An 18,821-nucleotide genomic window follows, 5' to 3' on the forward strand; every position below is an offset into this window, starting at 1 on the left:
ACAAGCTAAGGCTTCCTTTTTAAATAAAGCGAACCACTGCCCATGCACACGCTTGCCTACGCACTGCTGCTCTCTGCATTTGCCACCCCTTACGCACAAGCGGAAAGCTGGTACGGATCAGCCAAATTCAACAGCGCTCGCCAGAATCTCTCCAGCTCGCTGCTGACCAGCCCACGCGTCACTGACAGGATGGACGCCCCGGATAGCAGCAAGTCATTTGTGGCCTCTTTCGCCACGGGCTATGCCTTTGACAATGGCTGGCGCCTCGAAGGGGAATACACCATGCCGAACAACTCGACATTCAAATCCTACTGGGCCCCCTTCAATGCCAACGTCAACAGCCTGCATGTCCAGAGCCAACGCTTGATGCTCAATGGCTATAAAGACATCCCGATCAACCCATGGTTGTCGTTCTACGGCATGGCCGGGGTGGGCGTCGCACGCATTGAAGCCGAGGGCTATCAAACGAATGAGACCCGTCGTTTCGCCAGCAATCGCCAGCATCATTTCGCCTACAGCGTAGGCATGGGGCTGGAAGCCAAGGTCAGTGAGCAAATCACGCTGGGTGCTGGCTATCGTTACATCGCAATGGGCGATGTTGAAACCGGCTACAACACCTTCGCAAACCGTGTGAACGCTCGGGATGAGCAACTCAAAGGTAAGCTCAAGGAACAGAATGTGTTTCTGGAGGCGCGCTATTCCTTCTGAAACCTAGTAGGAAATGCCGCTTTCGAAGCGGCATTTTTTAACCGGACGGTGACGATTCATTCACAGGCGACAGGCTATATTCAGTCAAGCCGTGCAACCATGCCGGTACTGATACCTCGCTTACTCATCGCCAATCTGAAACGGATGCCTTCGTCGTCATGAGCCAACAGCCCTTCCTGCCGTTTTCCAAACCCACCATTGATGAAGCCACCATCTCGGCGGTCGGCGATGTACTGCGTTCGGGCTGGATTACCAGCGGGCCGAAAGTGCAGGCCTTCGAAGCGCAGTTGTCGGAATACTTTGGCGGACGGCCGGTGCGCACGTTCAACTCGGGCACCTGCACCATGGAGATTGCCTTGCGCATCGCCGGTATTGGGCCAGGCGATGAAGTCATCACCACGCCGATCTCCTGGGTGGCCACGGCCAACGTGATCCTGGAAGTGGGTGCCACACCGGTGTTTGCCGATATTGACCCGGTTACCCGCAATCTCGACCTGGTCCAGGTGGAGGCTGCCATCACCCCGCGCACCAAGGCGATCATCCCGGTGTACCTGGCCGGCCTGCCCTTGGACATGCCGATGCTGTATGCACTGGCCAACAAGTACAACCTGCGCATCGTCGAGGACGCAGCGCAGGCGCTGGGTTCCAGCTGGGATGGCGAACGTATCGGCGCCACTGGGGATTTCGTGTCGTTCAGCTTCCAGGCCAACAAGAACATCACCTCTTCCGAAGGCGGTTGCCTGGTGTTGAACAACGCAGAGGAAGCGCGGCTGGCAGAGAAGTACCGCCTGCAAGGCGTTACCCGCAGCGGCTTCGATGGTCTGGACGTGGACGTGCTGGGCGGCAAGTTCAATATGACCGACATCGCCGCTGCCATTGGCCTGGGGCAATTTGCCCATATCGAGAAGATCACCGCGCACCGCCAGAACCTGGCGCGCCACTATTTCAAATGCTTTGGCAGTGATTTCGAAGAGCAATACGGCGCACAGCTGCCGCCGGCTGATTTCGAAAACAGCAACTGGCACCTGTTCCAGTTGGTACTGCCGGAGCGCCACGACGGCCTACCGGCCCGCGCCACCTTCATGGAGCAGATGCAGGCCCACGGGGTCGGCATTGGCTATCACTATCCGCCGATCCACCTGCTGAGCCTTTATCGGGCGCAGGGGTTCAAGGAAGGTATGTTTCCGGTGGCGGAGAAGGTGGGGCGTTTGATCGTGTCACTGCCGATGTTTACGGCGATGACTGAGGCGGATGTGGAGCGCTCGGTGGCAGCGGTGAAGGCGGTTCTACAGCGCTGAAACACATTGCGGGAGCCGGATAACCGGCTCCCGCAACAGGATCACTCGCCGATGGCGGCTTTGTAGCCAGCAGCATCCAGCAGTTTTTCCAGGTCAGCCGGGTTGCTAGGCTTGAGCTTGAAGATCCACGCGCCGTACGGGTCGGAGTTGAGCAGCTCGGGGCTGCCGCTCAGTTCTTCGTTGACGGCAATCACTTCGCCCGCAATCGGAGCGTAGATATCCGAGGCGGCCTTCACCGACTCAACCACGCCCGCTTGGCCCGCAGCGTCAAACTGAGCGCCAACTTCGGCCAATTCAACAAACACCACATCACCCAACGCTTCCTGAGCATGGTCGGAAATACCGACGGTCACAGTGCCGTCAGCTTCCAGGCGCGCCCATTCGTGGCTTTCGGCGAAACGCAGGTCGGCAGGGATATCGCTCATAGTCTGTGTCCTCAAGAAGTAATGTCAGCGGCCTTCGGCCTGCCGGAAATAGGTTAGATCAAGGTTTTGCCATGGCGCACGAAGGTCGGTTTGACCACTCGAACCGGGTACCACTTGCCGCGGATTTCCACTTCGGCCCGATCAGCGGTTGCCGTCGGTACACGCGCCAGGGCAATGGATTTGCTCAGCGTAGGAGAGAAACTACCACTGGTGATCTCCCCTTCGCCAATATTGGCGATACGAACCACCTGGTGAGCGCGTAAAACCCCGCGTTCTTCCAGTACCAGCCCGACCAGTTTGAACTGCACGCCGGCTGCTTTTTCCGCTTCCAGCGCAGCGCGGCCAATGAAATGACGCTCGGCAGGCTCCCAGGCGATACTCCAGGCCATGTTCGAAGCCAAGGGCGAAACGCTCTGGTGGATGTCCTGGCCGTACAGGTTCATACCGGCTTCGAGACGCAGCGTATCTCGGGCGCCGAGACCAATGGGTGAAATACCAGCGCCCACCAGGTCGTTGAAAAAACCCGGCGCCTGATCAGCCGGCAAGACAATCTCCAGGCCATCTTCCCCGGTATAACCCGTGCGCGCGATAAACCAATCGCCATCAGCCTGGCCCTCGAAGGGCTTGAGCTGGTGAATCAGCGTGCCACGAGACTGGGTGACCAACTCGGCGATCTTCTGCCGGGCGTGGGGACCTTGAATAGCCAGCATCGCCAACTCAGGCCGCTCATGCAGTTGCACTTGGTAATTGCCCAGTTGCGCATGCATCCAGGCCATGTCCTGGTCGCGAGTGGCGGCATTGACCACCAGCCGATAGGCGGCCTCGGTACGGTAGACAATCATGTCGTCCACCACGCCGCCCTTTTCGTTGAGCATGGCGCTGTACAACGCACGGCCACAGCCATGCAGACGTTCGACATCATTGGCCAGCAGGCGCTGGAGCCATTCCTTGGCCTGGGGGCCGGTGACATCGATCACGGTCATATGAGATACATCGAACACCCCGCAGTCGCGTCGCACCTGGTGGTGTTCTTCAACTTGCGAGCCGTAGTGCAGAGGCATATCCCAACCGCCAAAATCGACCATTTTCGCGCCGAGGGCGAGATGCAGGTCATACAGAGGCGTACGCTGTCCCATGGGTTTCTCCTTCCGGGCTTGGCGAAGGTGCGCAGCATTGCTGTTCGTGCCGGACACCTTGAATTACAAGGCCTGCAGCCACGTCCAGCGACTCGATCCGAAAGACGGACCGCACCGAATGCCGCGCATTGTAGCCGCAAGCCGTAGGACTGGCACCTAACCGATTTGCCGGGCGGAGCGTCGGATCAGCCCGATCACCGGCAACAGGCCCACCAGCACCAGGGTCAGCGCAGGTAAAGACGCCCGGGCCCACTCGCCTTCACTGGTCATTTCAAAGATCCGCACCGCCAGCGTGTCCCAGCCGAACGGGCGCATCAGCAGGGTAGCGGGCATTTCCTTGAGCACGTCGACGAACACCAGCAACGCTGCGCTCAAGGTGCCCGGCAACAACAACGGCAGATACACTTTGCAAAACAGTCGTGGACCGCTGACGCCAAGACTGCGTGCCGCTTCCGGCAACGAGGGCCGGATACGCGCCAGGCTGTTTTCCAACGGCCCGTAGGCCACCGCCAGGAATCGCACCAGATACGCCAGCACCAACGCCGACAGGCTGCCCAACAGCAACGGTTTGCCCGCACCACCGAGCCAGCCGGACAGCGGCACCACCCATTCACGGTCCAGGTAGCTGAACGCCAACATGATCGACACTGCCAGCACCGAGCCCGGCAAGGCATAGCCGACATTGGCCAGGCTGATGCCGGAGCGGATCGCGCGTGTCGGCGCCAGGCGGTTGGCGAAAGCCAGCACCAGCGCCACGCTGACGGTGATCAGGGCAGCGATACCACCCAAGTACAGGGTGTGGAGGATCAATCCGGAATAGCGCTCATCCAGGTCGAAGCGGCCGCGCTGCCAGAACCAGGCGAACAATTGCAGCATCGGGATGACAAACGCACAGGCGAATACCAGCCCGCACCCGCTACTGGCCGCCGCCGCCTTGAACCCGCGCAGGTGATACAGCGCCTGGCCCCGTGGCCGCTCATTGCTCGGTCGGCTCGCGCCCCGGGCACGCCGTTCGCCGTACAGCACCAGCATCACCACCAGCAGCAACAGGCTGGCCAATTGGGCGGCGCTGGATAGGCTGAAAAAGCCGTACCAAGTCTTGTAGATGGCCGTGGTGAAGGTGTCGAAGTTGAACACCGAGACCGCACCGAAATCCGCCAGGGTTTCCATCAATGCCAACGCCACCCCGGCACCAATCGCCGGCCGCGCCATGGGCAGTGCCACGTGCCAGAACGCTCGCCACGGCGATTGCCCGAGCACCCGCGCCGCTTCCATCAGGCCTTTGCCCTGGGCCAGGAACGCGGAGCGCGCCAGCAAGTAGACGTAGGGGTAGAACACCAGCACGAGGACGATGATCACACCGCTGGTGGAGCGCACCCGTGGCAGACGCAGGCCGGTGCCGAACCATTCGCGCAGCAGGGTTTGCACAGGCCCTGAGAAGTCCAGCAGGCCGACGAATACAAACGCCAGCACATAAGCCGGTATGGCGAAGGGCAGCATCAGCGCCCAGTCGAGCCAGCGTCGGCCGGGGAATTCGCAAAGGCTAGTGAGCCAGGCCAGGCTCACGCCTAACAGGGTTACGCCAACACCGACACCCAGCACCAGCGTCAGCGTGTTGCCCAGCAGGCGGGGCATCTGGGTTTCCCAGAGGTGAGACCAGATTTGCGCGTCGATACTCTGCCAGGACAGCAACAGCACGCTCAGCGGCAGCAGCACCAGGGCGGCGACGGTAAAGACCGGCAGGTACCAGCGGCGTTGGGCGGGGTGGGCCAAAGTCAGTTCTCAGTGAATGAATAGCTTGAAATCGCCGCAATCCAATGTGGGAGGGGGCTTGCTGTGGTGAGGGGGCTTGCCCCCCGACGGGTTCACCGTAGAACCATTGGGGCTGCTCCGCAGCCCAGCGCGGGGCAAGCCCGCTCACCACAGGAAGCTCGCTCATCACAGCAAGCCCGGTCACCACAGCAAGCCCCTCCCACATTTGGATCTACGGTGCCCGGCAGAGTGTACTTAGTTCCAGCCAGCGCGATCCATCAGGCGAATGGCTTCAGCCTGGCGCTTGCCCGCCACTTCCACCGGCAAGGTATCAGCCACGAACTTGCCCCAGGTCGCCACTTCGGCCGACGGCGGTACCGCCGGGTTGGCCGGGAACTCTTGGTTCACGTCGGCAAAGATTTTCTGCGCCTCAGCCGTGGTCATCCATTCCACCAGCGCCTTGGCGGCTTCCGGGTGCGGCGCGTGTTTGGTCAGGCCGATGCCCGACAAATTCACGTGCACACCACGGTCGCCCTGGTTCGGCCAGAACAACTTCACCGCCAGGTCCGGCTTCTGCTTGTGCAGGCGGCCGTAGTAGTAGGTGTTGACGATGCCCACATCGCACTGGCCGGCATTGATGGCTTCGAGCACGGCGATGTCGTCGGAGAATACGTCGGTGGACAGGTTGTTGACCCAACCCTTGACGATTTCCTCGGTCTTGGCCGCGCCGTGGGTTTCGATCAGGGTGGCGGTCAGCGACTGGTTGTAGACTTTTTTCGCCGTACGCAGGCACAGGCGGCCTTCCCACTGTTTGTCGGCCAGGGCTTCGTAGGTGGTGAGGTCACCCGGCTTTACCCGGTCGGTGGAGTAGGCAATGGTCCGAGCGCGCAGGCTCAAGCCCGTCCAGGCATGCTTTGAAGAGCGGTACTGCAGGGGGATGTTCTTGTCGATGACTGCGGAGGTGAAGGGTTGCAGAATGCCCATTTGCTCGGCCTGCCAGAGGTTGCCGGCATCCACGGTGAGCAGCAGGTCGGCAGTGGCGTTCTCGCCCTCGGCCTTGATGCGCTGCATCAGCGGGGCTTCCTTGTCAGTGATGAACTTCACCTGCACGCCAGTCTTCTGAGTGTAGGCATCGAACACCGGCTTGATCAGCTCGTCGATGCGCGAGGAGTAGACCACCACTTCGTCGGCGGCCTGCACGGTCGTGCTGCCGATCAAGGTGAGTGCCAGGGCAGTCAGGAGGCGCTTGGGTGCCAACATGGGGGCGGTCTCTCATTTGCAAAAAGAGGGCAAATGATAAGGACTGGCATTTAGTGGCGCTTGGTGGAGGCGTTACCAGATGTTGCATGAGGGAGTGTGCGATGAAGCGGATAGCCTCATCGCGGCCTATCTTTTACGAGCACAGCAGTAACCGCATTTCGATGTCAGGGTTTTGCCAGGCCAGGTAGATCGCCGGTCAGGCCCAGCGCCTGGCGTACAAACACGGCCTTGGCTTCAGGCATCTGGTCGACCATCTTCAAGCCAGCATTGCGCAACCAGCGCAACGGCAGTTGATCGGCCTGGAACAGACGCTCGAAACCCTCCATCGCCGCCATCAACGCCAGGTTATGCGGCATGCGCCGACGCTCATAACGACTCAGCACCTTCACATCCGCCAGCCGCTCACCACGCTCGGTTGCCGCCAACAACACCTCGGCCAACACCGCCGCATCGAGGAAACCCAGGTTCACACCCTGCCCCGCCAACGGGTGTATCACGTGTGCCGCGTCTCCGATCAACGCCAGGCCCTCAGCCACGTAACGCTTGGCGTGACGCTGGCGCAAATGCACGCACACACGCGGGTCGGCGCTCACCACGGTCCCCAACCGCCCTTCAAAGGCGCGCTCCAGTTCACCGCAGAAGCTCTCATCGTCCAACGCCATCAGGCGCTCGGACTCGGCCGGCGTGGTCGACCAGACGATCGAGCACCAATCCTCCTGCCCATCCCGCACCAGCGGCAAAAACGCCAGCGGCCCGGTGTCGGTAAACCGTTGCCACGCCGTGCGCTGGTGCGGCTGGCTGCTGCGCACGCTGGTGACGATGGCGTTATGCAGGTAATCCCATTCGCGGGTCGCAGTGCCGGTCAGGCGGCGCACGGCGGAGTGGGCGCCGTCGGCGGCTACCACCAGCGGCGCACGCAACTTACGGCCATCGGCCAACGTCAGCAGCCAGTCATCGCCGGAGCGGCGCATCTGTTCCAGGCGGGCATTGGCCAGCAGGCCCAGGTCGCAGTCATGCAGGCGGTCGAGCAAGGCATCCTGAACCACGCGGTTCTCGACGATGTGCCCAAGCACCTCGGCATGCACGCTGGCCGCCGAAAAGTGGATCTGCCCGGTGCCGCTGCCGTCCCACACCTGCATCTCGCCGTAGGGGCTGGCGCGCCGCGAGACGATACCGTCCCACACCCCCAGGCGCTCGAGGATGCGCTGGCTGGCGGCCGACAAGGCGCTCACCCGGGGCTCGAAGGCCGCATCACGGTCGAACGGCTTGACGCTCAACGGGCTGCCGTCGAGCAACAGCACCTGCAGGCCACTGCCCTGCAACGCAAGCGCCAAGGCGCTTCCGACCATTCCGGCCCCGACAATCAGCACATCTGCGCGCATGTCCATGCTTTAAGCCTGTCTCACTGGCGGCTTGCGCCGCACATAAAGGGTTTTGTCGACCCGCGCCACCAGGGTGCCGGAGCCGTCATGAATCTGCACCTTGAGGTGGGGCAGGTACTTCTCGCCCCCTTCGGTGTGTCGACGGACCTCGTCCAGCAAGGCCTCGTCGATGGAAAATTCGGCATACACCGGGCCTTTGCCCGGCGACACGAAGTCAATGCTCGCGGCCTTGTCCCACACAATGTAGTCGCGGCCCAGGTTCTCCATCAGCATCAGCATGTAGAACGGGTCAACCATCGAATACAGGCTGCCGCCGAATTGCGTGCCGACATAGTTGCGGTTGTACCAGCCCAGACCCATGCGCACTTTGACGTGACGGAAATCGGCGCTCATGTGCCGGACGCTGACCCCCGCCCCCAGGTACGGCGGATACAGGGTCATGATCCAGCGCAACAACCGCGCCTTGCCCAGGCGCTCGATCAACCACTTACGCATCGGGACGCGTGCCCAGGCCCATGGCCTGACGGGCGAACCAGCGTTTGGCCGGTGGCAACAGGTCCAGGCCCAGCAGGCCCATGTTGCGTCCCAGCGCCACCAGCGGCTGGGCGCTGCCGAACAGGCGCGTGACCTGGTCGGAGAAGCCCACGGTGAGTTTCTGGTCCAAGCGCTGGCGTTCGCGATAGCCCTGCAAGGTCGCCAGGTCACCCGGCACTTGCGGCCCGGCCAGCAAGGCCTCGGCCAAGGCATTCGCATCGCGCAGGGACAGGTTGAAGCCTTGCCCGGCAATCGGGTGCAGGCTGTGGGCGGCGTTGCCGAGGATCGCCAGGTGGGAACGCACCTGCTCTTCGGCTTCGACCAAGGTCAGAGGGTACAGATGGCGGGCGCCGACTTGCTTGAGGGTGCCCAGGCGGTAGCCGAACACGCCCTGCAATTCACTCAAGAAGCTGCGTTCGTCGAGATTGGCCAGGCGCTGTGCGTCCATGCCGATGCGGGTCCAGACCAGGGCGCAGCGGTTGTCCGGCAGCGGCAACAGGGCCATCGGGCCCTCATCGGTAAAGCGTTCGAAGGCTTCGCCGTTATGGGACTCGCTCGGGGTAATGTTGGCGATCAGCGCGCTCTGGTTGTACGGGCGGGTTTTCACGCCGATGCCCAGCTGTTCGCGCAGTCCGGAGCGGCCACCATCGGCCAGTACGGCGAGATCGCATTCCAGTACGGTTTCATCGTTGAGGGTCAGGCGGTAGCCATCGGCCAGCGGCTCCATGCGCGTGACTTCCGCCGGGCAACGCCAGCTGACCACGTCTTTGTCCAGGCCTTGCCACAGGCATTGGCCCAGCCAGGCGTTTTCCACCACGTAACCGAGGGCCGGCACGCCCTCCTCCATGGCAGACAACCGTGCGGTGGAGAAACGCCCACGATCCGACACGTGGATTTGCTTGATCGGCTCGGCACGGCGGGAAATGTCCTGCCACAGGCCCAGGCGCTGATAGATCTGCCGGGCGCCATAGGACAGCGCCGAAGACCGCGCATCGTAGCTCGGCTGGTAGCTGTCGCCCGGCGCAAAGGGTTCGATCAGCACGATCTTCCAGCCACGGGCCTTAGCCCCGGCCTGCAACGCCAGCGCCAGGCTGGCGCCTACCAAACCGCCGCCGATAATGGCCAGGTTGACCCGGCTCATCGGGCAGCCGCCATCAGCGCTTCGATGTCGGCGACGGTCTTGGGCACGCCGCCGGTCAGGATTTCACAGCCTTGCTTGGTCACTACCACGTCGTCCTCGATGCGTACGCCAATGCCACGCCATTTCTTTGCCACGTTTTGGTTGTCCGGCGAAATGTAGATCCCCGGCTCCACGGTCAACGCCATGCCGACTTCCAGCACACGCCATTCACCGCCCACTTTGTACTCGCCCACATCATGCACATCCATGCCCAGCCAATGGCCGGCGCGGTGCATATAGAAGGCTTTATAGGCTTCGCTGGCGATCAACTCGTCGACGTCGCCCTGCAACAAGCCCAACTTTACCAGCCCGGCGGTGATGACCTGCACCGTGGCCTCATGGGCCTGGTTCCAATGTTTGTCCGGGGCGATTTCGGCGAAGGCGGCTTCCTGGGAGGCCAGCACAATCTCGTAGATCGCCTTCTGTTCCGGCGAGAACTTGCCGTTGACCGGCCAGGTACGGGTGATGTCGCTGGCGTAGCAGTCGATCTCACAACCGGCGTCGATCAGCACCAGGTCGCCGTCCTTGAGCAGCGCGTCGTTTTGCTGGTAATGCAGGATGCAGCTGTTGCGCCCGGCGGCGACGATGGAACCGTAGGCCGGCATCTTTGCGCCGCCCTTGCGGAACTCATAGTCCAATTCTGCTTCCAGGCTGAACTCATGCAAACCGGCGCGGCTGGCCTGCATCGCCTTCACGTGGGCGGCGCAGGAGATTCGGGCCGCCTCGCGCATCACCTTCAACTCTGCCGCCGATTTATACAGGCGCATGTCGTGGAGCAGATGATCCAGGGCAACGAATTCGTTCGGCGGCTGGGCGCCCAGGTGCGCTTTAGAGCGGATCACGTTGATCCACTCCATCAGGTGCCGGTCGAATTCGGCGTTGCTGCCCATCGCCGAGTACACCCGGTCGCGGCCTTCGATCAGGCCGGGCAGGATGTCGTCGATATCGGTGATAGGGAAGGCATCGTCGGCACCGAAGTCACGGATCGCGCCTTCGGTGCCGGCGCGCAGGCCATCCCACAGCTCGCGTTCGACATTGCGCTCGCGGCAGAACAGCACGTACTCGCCGTGCTGGCGACCGGGCATCAACACGATCACGGCTTCCGGCTCGGGGAAACCGCTCAGGTACTGGAAGTCACTGTCCTGGCGGTACACGTGCTCGACATCGCGATTGCGGATCGCCACGGCGGCGGCCGGCAGGATCGCGATGCTGTTGGGTTCCATCTGCGCCATGAGCGCCTTGCGGCGTCGGGTGTATTCCGCTTTGGGGATATGGATCATGGGCAGATGGGCTTCCTTTCTTAGTGCAGCGACGGCTTGGGTGCAGCAGGCTCAGCGGACTTCTTGGTCTCGGTGAACAGCAGCAGCGGCGCAACGCGCAGGTACTCCATCACCTCCATGTAGTCGCCTTCGCCGTCTTCGGACTCTTCCAGGGCGTCCTGCACCTGGGAGATGGCTGCCAGGTCCTGCAGCACTTCCTTGGCGTCGGTGCTCAGTTCCAGGCCACCGGCGTTCACACCGAAACCGTGGAGGAAGCCCTGGCACCATTGGCCCAGTGCAGCGGCGCGCTCGGTGAGCGGCGCGTCGTCGGTCGGCAGCAGCAGGACCACGGTGACGTCGTCACCGGTCAGCTCGCCCTTGACCATCTCTTGCAGGCCGATCAGCGCGTTACGCACGTTGTCGGTCGGTTCGGTTTCCAGCAGCTCGGCCACGTCAGCCAGCCAGTTGTCGGCATCAAAGCCAACACCGGTGCAGCTGCGGCCCAGCAACACGCCGTGCAGTTCGGCAGGCGAGCATGGGTGGCCGCTGGTGCTCAGCAGTTTGGAAAAAGCGTCGTACGGGGAGTTCTGAATAGGCATGGTGAGCTAGGCGCCAGACGGCGCAATGTCTAGAATGGAGCGCTGTATCCTAGCACCGGCAGACGTACCAAGACTATCAAGGGCGTCAGATCGTTTATCCTGCAGTTGCCATTCATCAGACAAATCCAGTGGAACCCAATGGAAGACACCGACCTGCAAGCGCTGATGGCCAGACTCGAATTGCTAATTACTCGGGTCGAGCAACTTAAGAGTCAAAACGGACTCCTATTAGCTCAGGAAAAGACCTGGCGCGAGGAACGCGCTCACCTCATTGAAAAAAACGAAATCGCCCGGCGTAAGGTCGAATCGATGATTTCGCGCCTGAAGGCCCTGGAGCAAGACTCATGAGTTCAAGCAATAGCGTCACCGTGCAGATCCTCGATAAAGAATACTCGATCATCTGCCCCCAGGAAGAGCGCAGCAACCTGGTGAGCGCCGCCCGCTACCTGGATGGCAAGATGCGTGAAATCCGCAGCAGCGGCAAAGTCATCGGCGCCGACCGCATCGCCGTGATGGCCGCACTGAACATCACCCACGATTTGCTGCATAAGCAGGAACGCCCTGACGTGCAGGCCAGCGGCTCCACCCGTGAGCAGGTGCGTGACCTGCTGGAACGCGTGGATCTGGTGCTTTCCAGCGACTCAGACGCACCCAAGGGCTGATTGCCGCGACTGTTTGGGGTATACTCGCCCCACTCCCTGGCGTGTTTGCCAGTCGGCGATGTCCCTGAGCCGATTCGCACTACCCTGGAAGTTGCACGTTGGGCTGGTGTGCATGTCCGCTAGACGGAAAGCCTTAAAGCCTACTGCATCTTCCACCTTGAACTTTCGGGTTCAAGGGCTAAGTCGACAGCGGCTCTGTCGGGGAGCCTGAATTCCCAAACTCAATGCCAGTCCTCGGACTGGCATTGTTTTATGAGCCGAAACCATGACCGAACCTGCGCCGCTTTCCCGTCCGCAACTTCGACGCATGTTGCGCAATGCCCGCCGCGCCCTCACGCCGAGCGAGCAGCGCAAGGCCGCCCACGGCCTGTATCGGCAACTGGCACAGCACCCGCTGTTTCGCCGCGCCAAACATATCTCTTTGTATTTACCGACGGACGGTGAAATCGATCCGCGCCTGCTGCTGCGCGCCGCCCAGCGCCGTGGCAAGGCCACCTACCTGCCGGTGCTCAGCGCCTGGCCACGGACCAAGATGGTGTTCCAACGGGTAAGACCTGGGGAAAAGCTGCTGCCCAATCGCTTTCGCATCCTGGAGCCACGCGTGAATATCAGCCGCCAACGCAAGGTCTGGGCGCTGGACCTGGTGCTGCTGCCGTTGGTGGGGTTCGATGATGCGGGGGGACGCCTGGGCATGGGCGGCGGGTTTTACGATCGCAGCCTGGCATATCTGGCGCGCCGCCAAAGCTGGCGCAAACCGACGCTGCTGGGCCTGGCCCATGAATGTCAGAAGGTCGAGCGTTTGGTGCAGGCGAGTTGGGATGTGCCGCTGGCTGGCACCGTCACCGATAAGCAGTGGTATATCGCAGGGACGCCACTGGAATCAGCGGCGCCTTGAAGCCGTGTTAACGCTTGAATTGCTGCTGCACGGGTGACAGTTCAACCGGCGCATCGGTCTTGTTCGACCACAAGCTTTGCGCATACCCGGTGGTCACGACGCCCAGACCAAACAAAATCACCAAAATCCATAGTAAATCCGGTTTACGTTGCATCGATTGCCCCCCTTCAGGCACCTCGTACACGATGACAACAACGTTCCAAAGTAGTCCGTTGCAGCTGCGTCAAGCTTAAAGGCCGGCATTTTGCGGTAACGTGAACCAACACGCAAACCTTGGCGCCAACCGACTGTCGGTTTGTCATCAAATTGCCTGACAACTTGCCCAATGCCTTTTTCAGGAGCCCAAAAATGGCCTATTGGCTGATGAAATCCGAGCCCGACGAACTCTCCATCAACGGTCTGGAAAAGCTCGGTGAAGCACGCTGGGACGGGGTGCGTAACTACCAGGCCCGCAACTTCCTGCGCGCCATGGCGGTGGGTGACGAATTTTTCTTTTATCACTCCAGTTGCCCGGAGCCGGGTATTGCCGGTATCGGCAAGATCGTCGAGGCGGCCTATCCGGACCCTACTGCATTGGAGCCACAAAGCCACTACTTCGACGCGAAGGCCACCCCGGAGAAAAACCCGTGGAGTGCGATCAACGTGGCCCACGTCCAGACCTTTCCCAAAGTGCTCGGCCTCGGTTACCTGAAGCAGCAAACCGCCCTTGCCGAACTGCCCCTGGTGCAAAAAGGCAGCCGGCTGTCGGTGATGGCCGTCACGCCCGAGCAATGGGCTGCAGTAATCAACTTGCTTTAACTGACCGGTATCAACGCCCCGCCGGGGCAAACCGCTCAAACTAGGACGCTAATGCCGCAGGAAGCCGCCATGTCGACGAATCACCACACCTCCCGTCTTTTCGCCGTCGCACTCATCGCTTTGTTGTTGGGTGCCGGTGGCTTTGGTTACTGGCGCTCCACCCAGGACCGCCTGCCGGAAGGCATTGGCATGGGCAATGGCCGCTTGGAATCCACCGAAGTGCAGATCGCCGCCAAGATCCCCGGGCGCCTGGCCGAAGTGCGGGTTGACGAAGGCGACAAGGTGCTCAAGGGCCAATTGCTTGCACGCATGGACACCCGCACCCTCGAAGCCCAGCGCGCCCAGGCCGAAGCCGAAGTACTGCGCGCCAAGGAAAACTTCGCCGCCGCCGAAGCCAATGTGCAACTGCGCCAGAGCGAGCAACTGCTGGCCAACCAGGAACTCAAGCGCACCCAGGAGCTGTACAAGCGCGGCTTCGCCAGCAGCCAGTTGATCGACCAGCAGCAAGCGCGGCAAAACACCGGCAATGCGGCAGTGATTGCCGCCCAAGCGCAGGTCAACTCGGGAAAGGCCGCCATCGGAGCCGCCCAGGCCCAGGTGGCCCAACTTACCAGCGAAATCGACGACAGCAGCCTGCGCGCCCCCATCGACGGCATTATCCAATTGCGCCTGGCCGAGCCAGGTGAGGTGCTGGGCGCGGGTGGGCGCGTGCTGCTGTTGATTGATCCCAATGATCAATACATGAACCTCTACCTGCCCGCGTCCGTCACCGGTCGCCTGACCGTCGGCAGCGACGCGCGTATCCTGCTCGACGCCCTGCCCGGCCAGCCACTGCCGGCCAAGATCAGTTTTGTCGCCGCCAAATCCCAGTTCACCCCCAAGGAAGTGGAAACCCGCGACGAGCGCCAAAAACTGGTCTTCCGCGTCAAACTGCGCCTCACCCAGCCCAGCGCCGTGCCCCAAGCCAAACCGGGCATGCCCGGCGCAGGTTATGTGCGCACGGCTGACACTGACTGGCCGGCCAACCTGCAATGACCGCCCTGGCGCTGCAGGCCACGGGGATCAATCATCGCTACGGCAAGCAGCAGGCACTGGTCGACATCACGTTCAGCTTGCCGGCCGGTACGCGCTGCGGGTTGATCGGTCCGGATGGCGCGGGCAAGTCGAGCCTGCTGGGTTTGATCGCCGGGGTTAAAAAACTTCAGGATGGCCAGTTGCACGTGCTCGGCGGCGCCATCGAAGACCGCCGTCACCGCAACAGCCTGTACCCACGCATTGCCTTTATGCCCCAGGGTTTGGGCGGCAACCTGTACCCCGAGCTGTCTATCCGCGAAAACATCCGATTCTTCGCCACGTTGTTCGGCCTGTCGAAAGCCGATTGCGACCAGCGCATGCACAACCTGCTGCTGGCCACCGACCTCGCACGCTTCGCCGACCGTCCGGCCGGCAAGCTGTCTGGCGGTATGAAGCAGAAGCTTGGCCTGTGTTGCGCGCTGATCCACGACCCCGACCTGTTGATCCTCGACGAGCCCACCACTGGCGTCGATCCGTTGTCACGTCGACGCTTCTGGGAATTGGTCGACAGTGTACGCAGCGAGCGGCCACAACTGACGCTGCTGGTGGCCACGGCATACATGGAAGAAGCCGAGCAGTTCGAGCATTGCCTGATGCTTGATCGCGGCAAGTTGATCGCCGACGGCCTGAGCAGTGAATTGGCTGGCGCAACATCCAGCGGCAAATTGGACGAGGCGTTCACCCACTTCCAGGGTGACAGCGCCCACGACAACCAACCGCTGGTGATTCCGCCGCGCGAAAGCGACAACACCGACATCGCCATCGAAGCCCACGACCTGACCCTGCGCTTCGGCGATTTCACCGCGGTCAACAACGTCAGCTTCGCCATCGGCCGAGGTGAAATATTCGGGTTCCTCGGCTCCAACGGCTGCGGCAAGACCACCACCATGAAAGTCCTCACCGGGCTGATGCCAGCCACTGAGGGCAGTGCGACGCTGCTGGGCAACCCGGTCAATGCCAAGGACCTGGCCACCCGCAAGCGCGTGGGGTTCATGTCGCAAAGCTTCTCGCTGTATGGCGAGCTCAGCGTGCGCCAGAACTTGGTGCTGCATGCGCAATTGTTCGACTTGCCCACGGCCGATAGCGGTCCGCGCATTGACGAGCTGATCCAACGCTTCGATCTCATTGACGTCGCCGAGCAACCGTCCGGTGAACTGCCTCTCGGCCTGCGTCAGCGACTGTCATTGGCGGTGGCCGTATTGCATCGCCCGGAAGTGCTGATCCTGGATGAGCCCACCTCGGGCGTCGACCCGGCTGCGCGGGATGATTTCTGGCGACTGCTGATCGAGCTATCCCGCGAACAAGGCGTGACCATCTTCCTGTCCACCCACTTCATGAACGAAGCCCAGCGCTGCGATCGCATCTCCCTGATGCATGCGGGCAAGGTGCTGGCCTGCGATACACCGGATGCGCTGCGACGGCAATTTCACGGTGACACGCTGGAAGCCGCGTTCGTCACCTGCCTGGAACAGGCCCAGGGCGAAGCCGAGCCCGCTGCAGCCACCGCAACCGTCAGCGCGACCAGCGCACCGCCCGTGAGCAAGCGTGGATTCAGCCTGGCTCGCCTGTTGGCCGTGGCCAGCCGCGAAGGCAAGGAACTGCTGCGCGACAAAGTGCGCATGGCCTTCGCGCTGCTGGGAGCGATGTTCATGATGGTGATCTTCGGCTATGGCATTTCCCTGGACGTGGAAAACCTCGCGTTCGCCGTCTACGACCAGGACCAGACGCCGCAAAGCCGCGCCTATTTGGAAGCCTTTCGTAGCTCACGCTATTTCGCCGAGCAGTCGCCCATTCAGGATTCGACTGAGTTGCACCGACGCCTGCAACGTTCGGAAATCAAACTGGCCCTGGAGATTCCGCCCGGTTTTGGCCGCGACCTCTACGCCGGTCGCCAGCCCACAGTGGCCGCGTGGCTCGATGGCGGCATGCCGTTTCGCGCGGAAACCAGCCGCAACTACGTCGAGGCCGTACACCAGGGCAACCTTGCGCAACTGGCCGAACTGAGCAGCCTGCCCCGCAACGACCTGACCGCCGCCAGGCTGGAGACGCGCTTTCGCTATAACCAGGACGTGGTCAGCGTGAACGCCATCGGCCCCGGAGTGATGGCGCTGATCCTGGCGTTTATCCCGGCGATGCTCACCGCCCTCGGCATCGTGCGCGAGAAGGAGCTGGGCTCGATCACCAACTTCTACGCCACGCCGCTGACCCGCCTGGAGTTCCTGCTTGGCAAACAGGCGCCCTACCTGGCCGTCAGCTTGGTCAACCTGGCGGTATTGGTGGCGATGAACCGCTGGTTGTTCGGCGTACCGTTCAAGGGCAGCGGCCTGACACTGGCGTTCGGCGGGTTGCTGTACGTGCTGGCGACCACCAGCATGGGCTTGCTGATTTCGGCGTTCACCCGTACGCAGATCGCGGCGATCCTCGGCACGATGATCATCACCAGCCTGCCGACAATCCAGTTCTCCGGGCTGATCGTGCCACGCTCGTCACTGGAAGGAGCGGCGGCATTGATGGGCATGCTGTTTCCGGCCGGGCACTTTCTGGATATCGCCGTGGGCACGTTCACCAAGGCCCTGGACCTGCGCCAGTTGTGGCCGCAATGCCTGGCGCTGTTCGGGTTTTTCGTCGGGTTTACCGGGCTGAGCCTGATCATGCTCAAGAAGCAGGAGGCCTGATGCACACGTTCGCGCACATCCTGCGGCTGGGGGTCAAGGAGCTGACCAGCCTGCGACACGACAGCGTGTTGCTGCTGTTTTTGTTCTACGCCTTCACCGTCGCCATCTATATGCCCGCCGCCGGCTCGGTGATCGGCGTGCACAACGCCAGCGTGGCGTTTGTGGACGAAGACCACAGCTCACTCTCACGCCAAATGGCCGAGGCGTTGCAGCCGCCCGAGTTCCAAGCGCCTGTGCCGTTACCCTATGACCAGTTGGACAAGGTCATGGACAGCGGCGAATACACCTTCGTGATCAATGTGCCAGCGAACTTCCAGGCCGACCTGTTGGCAGGGCGCCAGCCGGGCGTGCAGGTGAATGTGGATGCCACGGCGATGAGCCAGGCGTTCATGGGCGCGGGCTACATTGGGCGGATATTTCAACGCGAACTGCTGACCAACAGCGGACAAGCCGATGCCGCCGGCCAGGCACCCGCGTTGCTGACCACCCGCGCCCTGTTCAACACCAACTTGGAAGGTGGCTGGTTCCTGGCGGTGATCCAGATCGTCAACAACATCACCATCCTGGCTATCGTGCTGACCGGCACGGCGCTGCTGCGCGAACGCGAGCATGGCACCCTCGACCATCTGCTGGTACTGCCACTGACGGCGCTGGAAATCATGCTGGCGAAAATCTGGAGCAACATGCTCGTGGTGGTGCTGTGCACCTGGGTGTCGCTGGAAGTGGTGGTCAAAGGCCTGCTCGGCGTACCGCTGGCCGGATCGCTGAGCTTGTTTCTGTTCGTGACGGCGCTGTACCTGTTTGCCAGCACCGCGCTGGGCATCTTCCTCGCCACCCTCGCCCGCTCGACGCCGCAGTTCGGCTTGCTGGCAATCCCGGTGATCATCCCGATGCTGCTGCTCTCAGGCGGCAGCACGCCGCTGGACAGCATGCCCGAGTGGCTGCAGTGGATAATGCAGGGCTCGCCGTCGACGCATTTTGTGAGTCTGAGCGCGGCGATTCTGTTTCGGGATGCGGGAGTAAGCGTGGTGTGGCCGGACTTGCTGGCGCTGGCGGGGATTGGGTTGGTGTTTTTTGCGGTGGCGTTGGCGCGGTTCAGGAAGAGCCTGGCGTCCTGAGGCGTCTGTACCGCCGTCATCGGGGGCAAGCCCCCTCCCACATTTGATCGCATTCCAACTGTGGGA

19 protein-coding genes and 1 other RNA gene are annotated in these 18,821 nt (G+C 62.0%); 10 read left to right on the top strand and 10 right to left on the bottom strand.

Going from position 1 to position 18,821, the window contains the following annotated elements; translation table 11 throughout:
• Positions 1–42: 42 nt before the first annotated feature.
• Complete coding sequence (locus tag QCBJ_RS15990; protein WP_102061180.1) at positions 43–708, top strand: outer membrane protein; 666 nt, start codon at positions 43–45, stop codon at positions 706–708.
• A gap of 158 nt (positions 709–866) precedes the next feature.
• Positions 867–2,006: a DegT/DnrJ/EryC1/StrS aminotransferase family protein gene (locus tag QCBJ_RS15995; protein ID WP_102061181.1), complete on the top strand. Its 1,140-nt coding sequence runs from the start codon at positions 867–869 to the stop codon at positions 2,004–2,006.
• Positions 2,007–2,047: 41 nt separating this feature from the next.
• Here QCBJ_RS15995 and gcvH read toward each other — a convergent pair whose 3' ends face one another.
• The 9 genes from gcvH to QCBJ_RS16040 form a co-directional block, all read right to left on the bottom strand.
• The gene (gene gcvH, locus QCBJ_RS16000) at positions 2,048–2,431 is read right to left on the bottom strand and encodes a glycine cleavage system protein GcvH (RefSeq protein ID WP_102061182.1); all 384 of its coding nucleotides are present in this window, start codon (positions 2,429–2,431) and stop codon (positions 2,048–2,050) included.
• Positions 2,432–2,484: 53 nt separating this feature from the next.
• Complete coding sequence (gene gcvT, locus QCBJ_RS16005; protein WP_102061183.1) at positions 2,485–3,567, bottom strand: glycine cleavage system aminomethyltransferase GcvT; 1,083 nt, start codon at positions 3,565–3,567, stop codon at positions 2,485–2,487.
• A 156-nt stretch (positions 3,568–3,723) separates the two neighbouring features.
• Positions 3,724–5,340 carry an iron ABC transporter permease gene (locus QCBJ_RS16010; protein ID WP_102061184.1) on the bottom strand — a complete coding sequence of 539 codons (1,617 nt, stop codon included), beginning with the start codon at positions 5,338–5,340 and terminating at the stop codon, positions 3,724–3,726.
• A 234-nt stretch (positions 5,341–5,574) separates the two neighbouring features.
• A complete protein-coding gene (locus QCBJ_RS16015; RefSeq protein ID WP_015886439.1) occupies positions 5,575–6,579 on the bottom strand; it encodes an extracellular solute-binding protein in 1,005 nt (334 codons plus the stop codon).
• Between the two features lie 164 nt (positions 6,580–6,743).
• Positions 6,744–7,961 carry a 2-octaprenyl-3-methyl-6-methoxy-1,4-benzoquinol hydroxylase gene (locus QCBJ_RS16020; protein WP_177410669.1) on the bottom strand — a complete coding sequence of 406 codons (1,218 nt, stop codon included), beginning with the start codon at positions 7,959–7,961 and terminating at the stop codon, positions 6,744–6,746.
• A 9-nt stretch (positions 7,962–7,970) separates the two neighbouring features.
• Positions 7,971–8,456, bottom strand: coding sequence for a DUF4442 domain-containing protein (locus tag QCBJ_RS16025; RefSeq protein ID WP_046034897.1), 486 nt, complete (start codon positions 8,454–8,456; stop codon positions 7,971–7,973).
• Positions 8,449–9,636 carry a 2-octaprenyl-6-methoxyphenyl hydroxylase gene (gene ubiH / locus QCBJ_RS16030; RefSeq protein WP_015886442.1) on the bottom strand — a complete coding sequence of 396 codons (1,188 nt, stop codon included), beginning with the start codon at positions 9,634–9,636 and terminating at the stop codon, positions 8,449–8,451. The genes QCBJ_RS16025 and ubiH overlap by 8 nt, the downstream gene beginning before the upstream one ends.
• A complete protein-coding gene (gene pepP, locus QCBJ_RS16035; protein ID WP_093542599.1) occupies positions 9,633–10,955 on the bottom strand; it encodes a Xaa-Pro aminopeptidase in 1,323 nt (440 codons plus the stop codon). The genes ubiH and pepP overlap by 4 nt, the downstream gene beginning before the upstream one ends.
• Before the next feature lie 20 nt (positions 10,956–10,975).
• On the bottom strand, positions 10,976–11,533 hold the full coding sequence (locus QCBJ_RS16040) for a YecA family protein (protein WP_015886444.1): 558 nt from the start codon (positions 11,531–11,533) through the stop codon (positions 10,976–10,978).
• Positions 11,534–11,671: 138 nt separating this feature from the next.
• On the opposite strand from QCBJ_RS16040, the gene QCBJ_RS16045 reads away from it, so the two are divergent.
• The 4 genes from QCBJ_RS16045 to QCBJ_RS16060 all read left to right on the top strand — a co-directional run bounded on the left by QCBJ_RS16045 (position 11,672) and on the right by QCBJ_RS16060 (position 13,090).
• On the top strand, positions 11,672–11,881 hold the full coding sequence (locus QCBJ_RS16045) for a TIGR02449 family protein (protein ID WP_007982902.1): 210 nt from the start codon (positions 11,672–11,674) through the stop codon (positions 11,879–11,881).
• Positions 11,878–12,195, top strand: a complete 318-nt coding sequence (locus tag QCBJ_RS16050; RefSeq protein ID WP_010207385.1) for a cell division protein ZapA — start codon at positions 11,878–11,880, stop codon at positions 12,193–12,195. The genes QCBJ_RS16045 and QCBJ_RS16050 overlap by 4 nt, the downstream gene beginning before the upstream one ends.
• A gap of 30 nt (positions 12,196–12,225) precedes the next feature.
• Positions 12,226–12,404: non-coding RNA, 6S RNA (ssrS, locus tag QCBJ_RS16055), on the top strand.
• Between the two features lie 56 nt (positions 12,405–12,460).
• Positions 12,461–13,090 (top strand): 5-formyltetrahydrofolate cyclo-ligase, encoded by a 630-nt coding sequence (locus tag QCBJ_RS16060; protein WP_015886445.1) that lies wholly within the window; start codon positions 12,461–12,463, stop codon positions 13,088–13,090.
• A 7-nt stretch (positions 13,091–13,097) separates the two neighbouring features.
• On the opposite strand, the gene QCBJ_RS30215 is transcribed toward QCBJ_RS16060, so the two are convergent.
• The gene (locus QCBJ_RS30215) at positions 13,098–13,244 is read right to left on the bottom strand and encodes a hypothetical protein (protein ID WP_015886446.1); all 147 of its coding nucleotides are present in this window, start codon (positions 13,242–13,244) and stop codon (positions 13,098–13,100) included.
• Between the two features lie 194 nt (positions 13,245–13,438).
• Here QCBJ_RS30215 and QCBJ_RS16065 point away from each other — a divergent pair, with 194 nt between their 5' ends.
• The 4 genes from QCBJ_RS16065 (at position 13,439) to QCBJ_RS16080 (ending at position 18,755) form a co-directional block, all read left to right on the top strand.
• A complete protein-coding gene (locus QCBJ_RS16065; protein WP_015886447.1) occupies positions 13,439–13,888 on the top strand; it encodes an EVE domain-containing protein in 450 nt (149 codons plus the stop codon).
• A gap of 69 nt (positions 13,889–13,957) precedes the next feature.
• On the top strand, positions 13,958–14,923 hold the full coding sequence (locus QCBJ_RS16070; protein ID WP_046035028.1) for an HlyD family secretion protein: 966 nt from the start codon (positions 13,958–13,960) through the stop codon (positions 14,921–14,923).
• The gene (gene rbbA, locus QCBJ_RS16075) at positions 14,920–17,637 is read left to right on the top strand and encodes a ribosome-associated ATPase/putative transporter RbbA (RefSeq protein WP_093542603.1); all 2,718 of its coding nucleotides are present in this window, start codon (positions 14,920–14,922) and stop codon (positions 17,635–17,637) included. The genes QCBJ_RS16070 and rbbA overlap by 4 nt, the downstream gene beginning before the upstream one ends.
• Positions 17,637–18,755 carry an ABC transporter permease gene (locus tag QCBJ_RS16080; RefSeq protein WP_102061186.1) on the top strand — a complete coding sequence of 373 codons (1,119 nt, stop codon included), beginning with the start codon at positions 17,637–17,639 and terminating at the stop codon, positions 18,753–18,755. The genes rbbA and QCBJ_RS16080 overlap by 1 nt, the downstream gene beginning before the upstream one ends.
• Positions 18,756–18,821: the final 66 nt, after the last annotated feature.

The sequence above is a fragment of the Pseudomonas sp. QC2 genome (assembly GCF_002859085.1).
Lineage (GTDB): Bacteria > Pseudomonadota > Gammaproteobacteria > Pseudomonadales > Pseudomonadaceae > Aquipseudomonas > Aquipseudomonas petroselini.

Coding starts and splice junctions, on each gene's coding strand:
- QCBJ_RS15990 (WP_102061180.1), top strand. CDS start 43: ATGCACACGCTTGCCTACGCACTGCTGCTCTCTGCATTTGCCACCCCT.
- QCBJ_RS15995 (WP_102061181.1), top strand. CDS start 867: ATGAGCCAACAGCCCTTCCTGCCGTTTTCCAAACCCACCATTGATGAA.
- gcvH (WP_102061182.1), bottom strand. CDS start 2,431: ATGAGCGATATCCCTGCCGACCTGCGTTTCGCCGAAAGCCACGAATGG.
- gcvT (WP_102061183.1), bottom strand. CDS start 3,567: ATGGGACAGCGTACGCCTCTGTATGACCTGCATCTCGCCCTCGGCGCG.
- QCBJ_RS16015 (WP_015886439.1), bottom strand. CDS start 6,579: ATGTTGGCACCCAAGCGCCTCCTGACTGCCCTGGCACTCACCTTGATC.
- QCBJ_RS16020 (WP_177410669.1), bottom strand. CDS start 7,961: ATGCGCGCAGATGTGCTGATTGTCGGGGCCGGAATGGTCGGAAGCGCC.
- QCBJ_RS16025 (WP_046034897.1), bottom strand. CDS start 8,456: ATGCGTAAGTGGTTGATCGAGCGCCTGGGCAAGGCGCGGTTGTTGCGC.
- ubiH (WP_015886442.1), bottom strand. CDS start 9,636: ATGAGCCGGGTCAACCTGGCCATTATCGGCGGCGGTTTGGTAGGCGCC.
- pepP (WP_093542599.1), bottom strand. CDS start 10,955: ATGATCCATATCCCCAAAGCGGAATACACCCGACGCCGCAAGGCGCTC.
- QCBJ_RS16040 (WP_015886444.1), bottom strand. CDS start 11,533: ATGCCTATTCAGAACTCCCCGTACGACGCTTTTTCCAAACTGCTGAGC.
- QCBJ_RS16045 (WP_007982902.1), top strand. CDS start 11,672: ATGGAAGACACCGACCTGCAAGCGCTGATGGCCAGACTCGAATTGCTA.
- QCBJ_RS16050 (WP_010207385.1), top strand. CDS start 11,878: ATGAGTTCAAGCAATAGCGTCACCGTGCAGATCCTCGATAAAGAATAC.
- QCBJ_RS16060 (WP_015886445.1), top strand. CDS start 12,461: ATGACCGAACCTGCGCCGCTTTCCCGTCCGCAACTTCGACGCATGTTG.
- QCBJ_RS30215 (WP_015886446.1), bottom strand. CDS start 13,244: ATGCAACGTAAACCGGATTTACTATGGATTTTGGTGATTTTGTTTGGT.
- QCBJ_RS16065 (WP_015886447.1), top strand. CDS start 13,439: ATGGCCTATTGGCTGATGAAATCCGAGCCCGACGAACTCTCCATCAAC.
- QCBJ_RS16070 (WP_046035028.1), top strand. CDS start 13,958: ATGTCGACGAATCACCACACCTCCCGTCTTTTCGCCGTCGCACTCATC.
- rbbA (WP_093542603.1), top strand. CDS start 14,920: ATGACCGCCCTGGCGCTGCAGGCCACGGGGATCAATCATCGCTACGGC.
- QCBJ_RS16080 (WP_102061186.1), top strand. CDS start 17,637: ATGCACACGTTCGCGCACATCCTGCGGCTGGGGGTCAAGGAGCTGACC.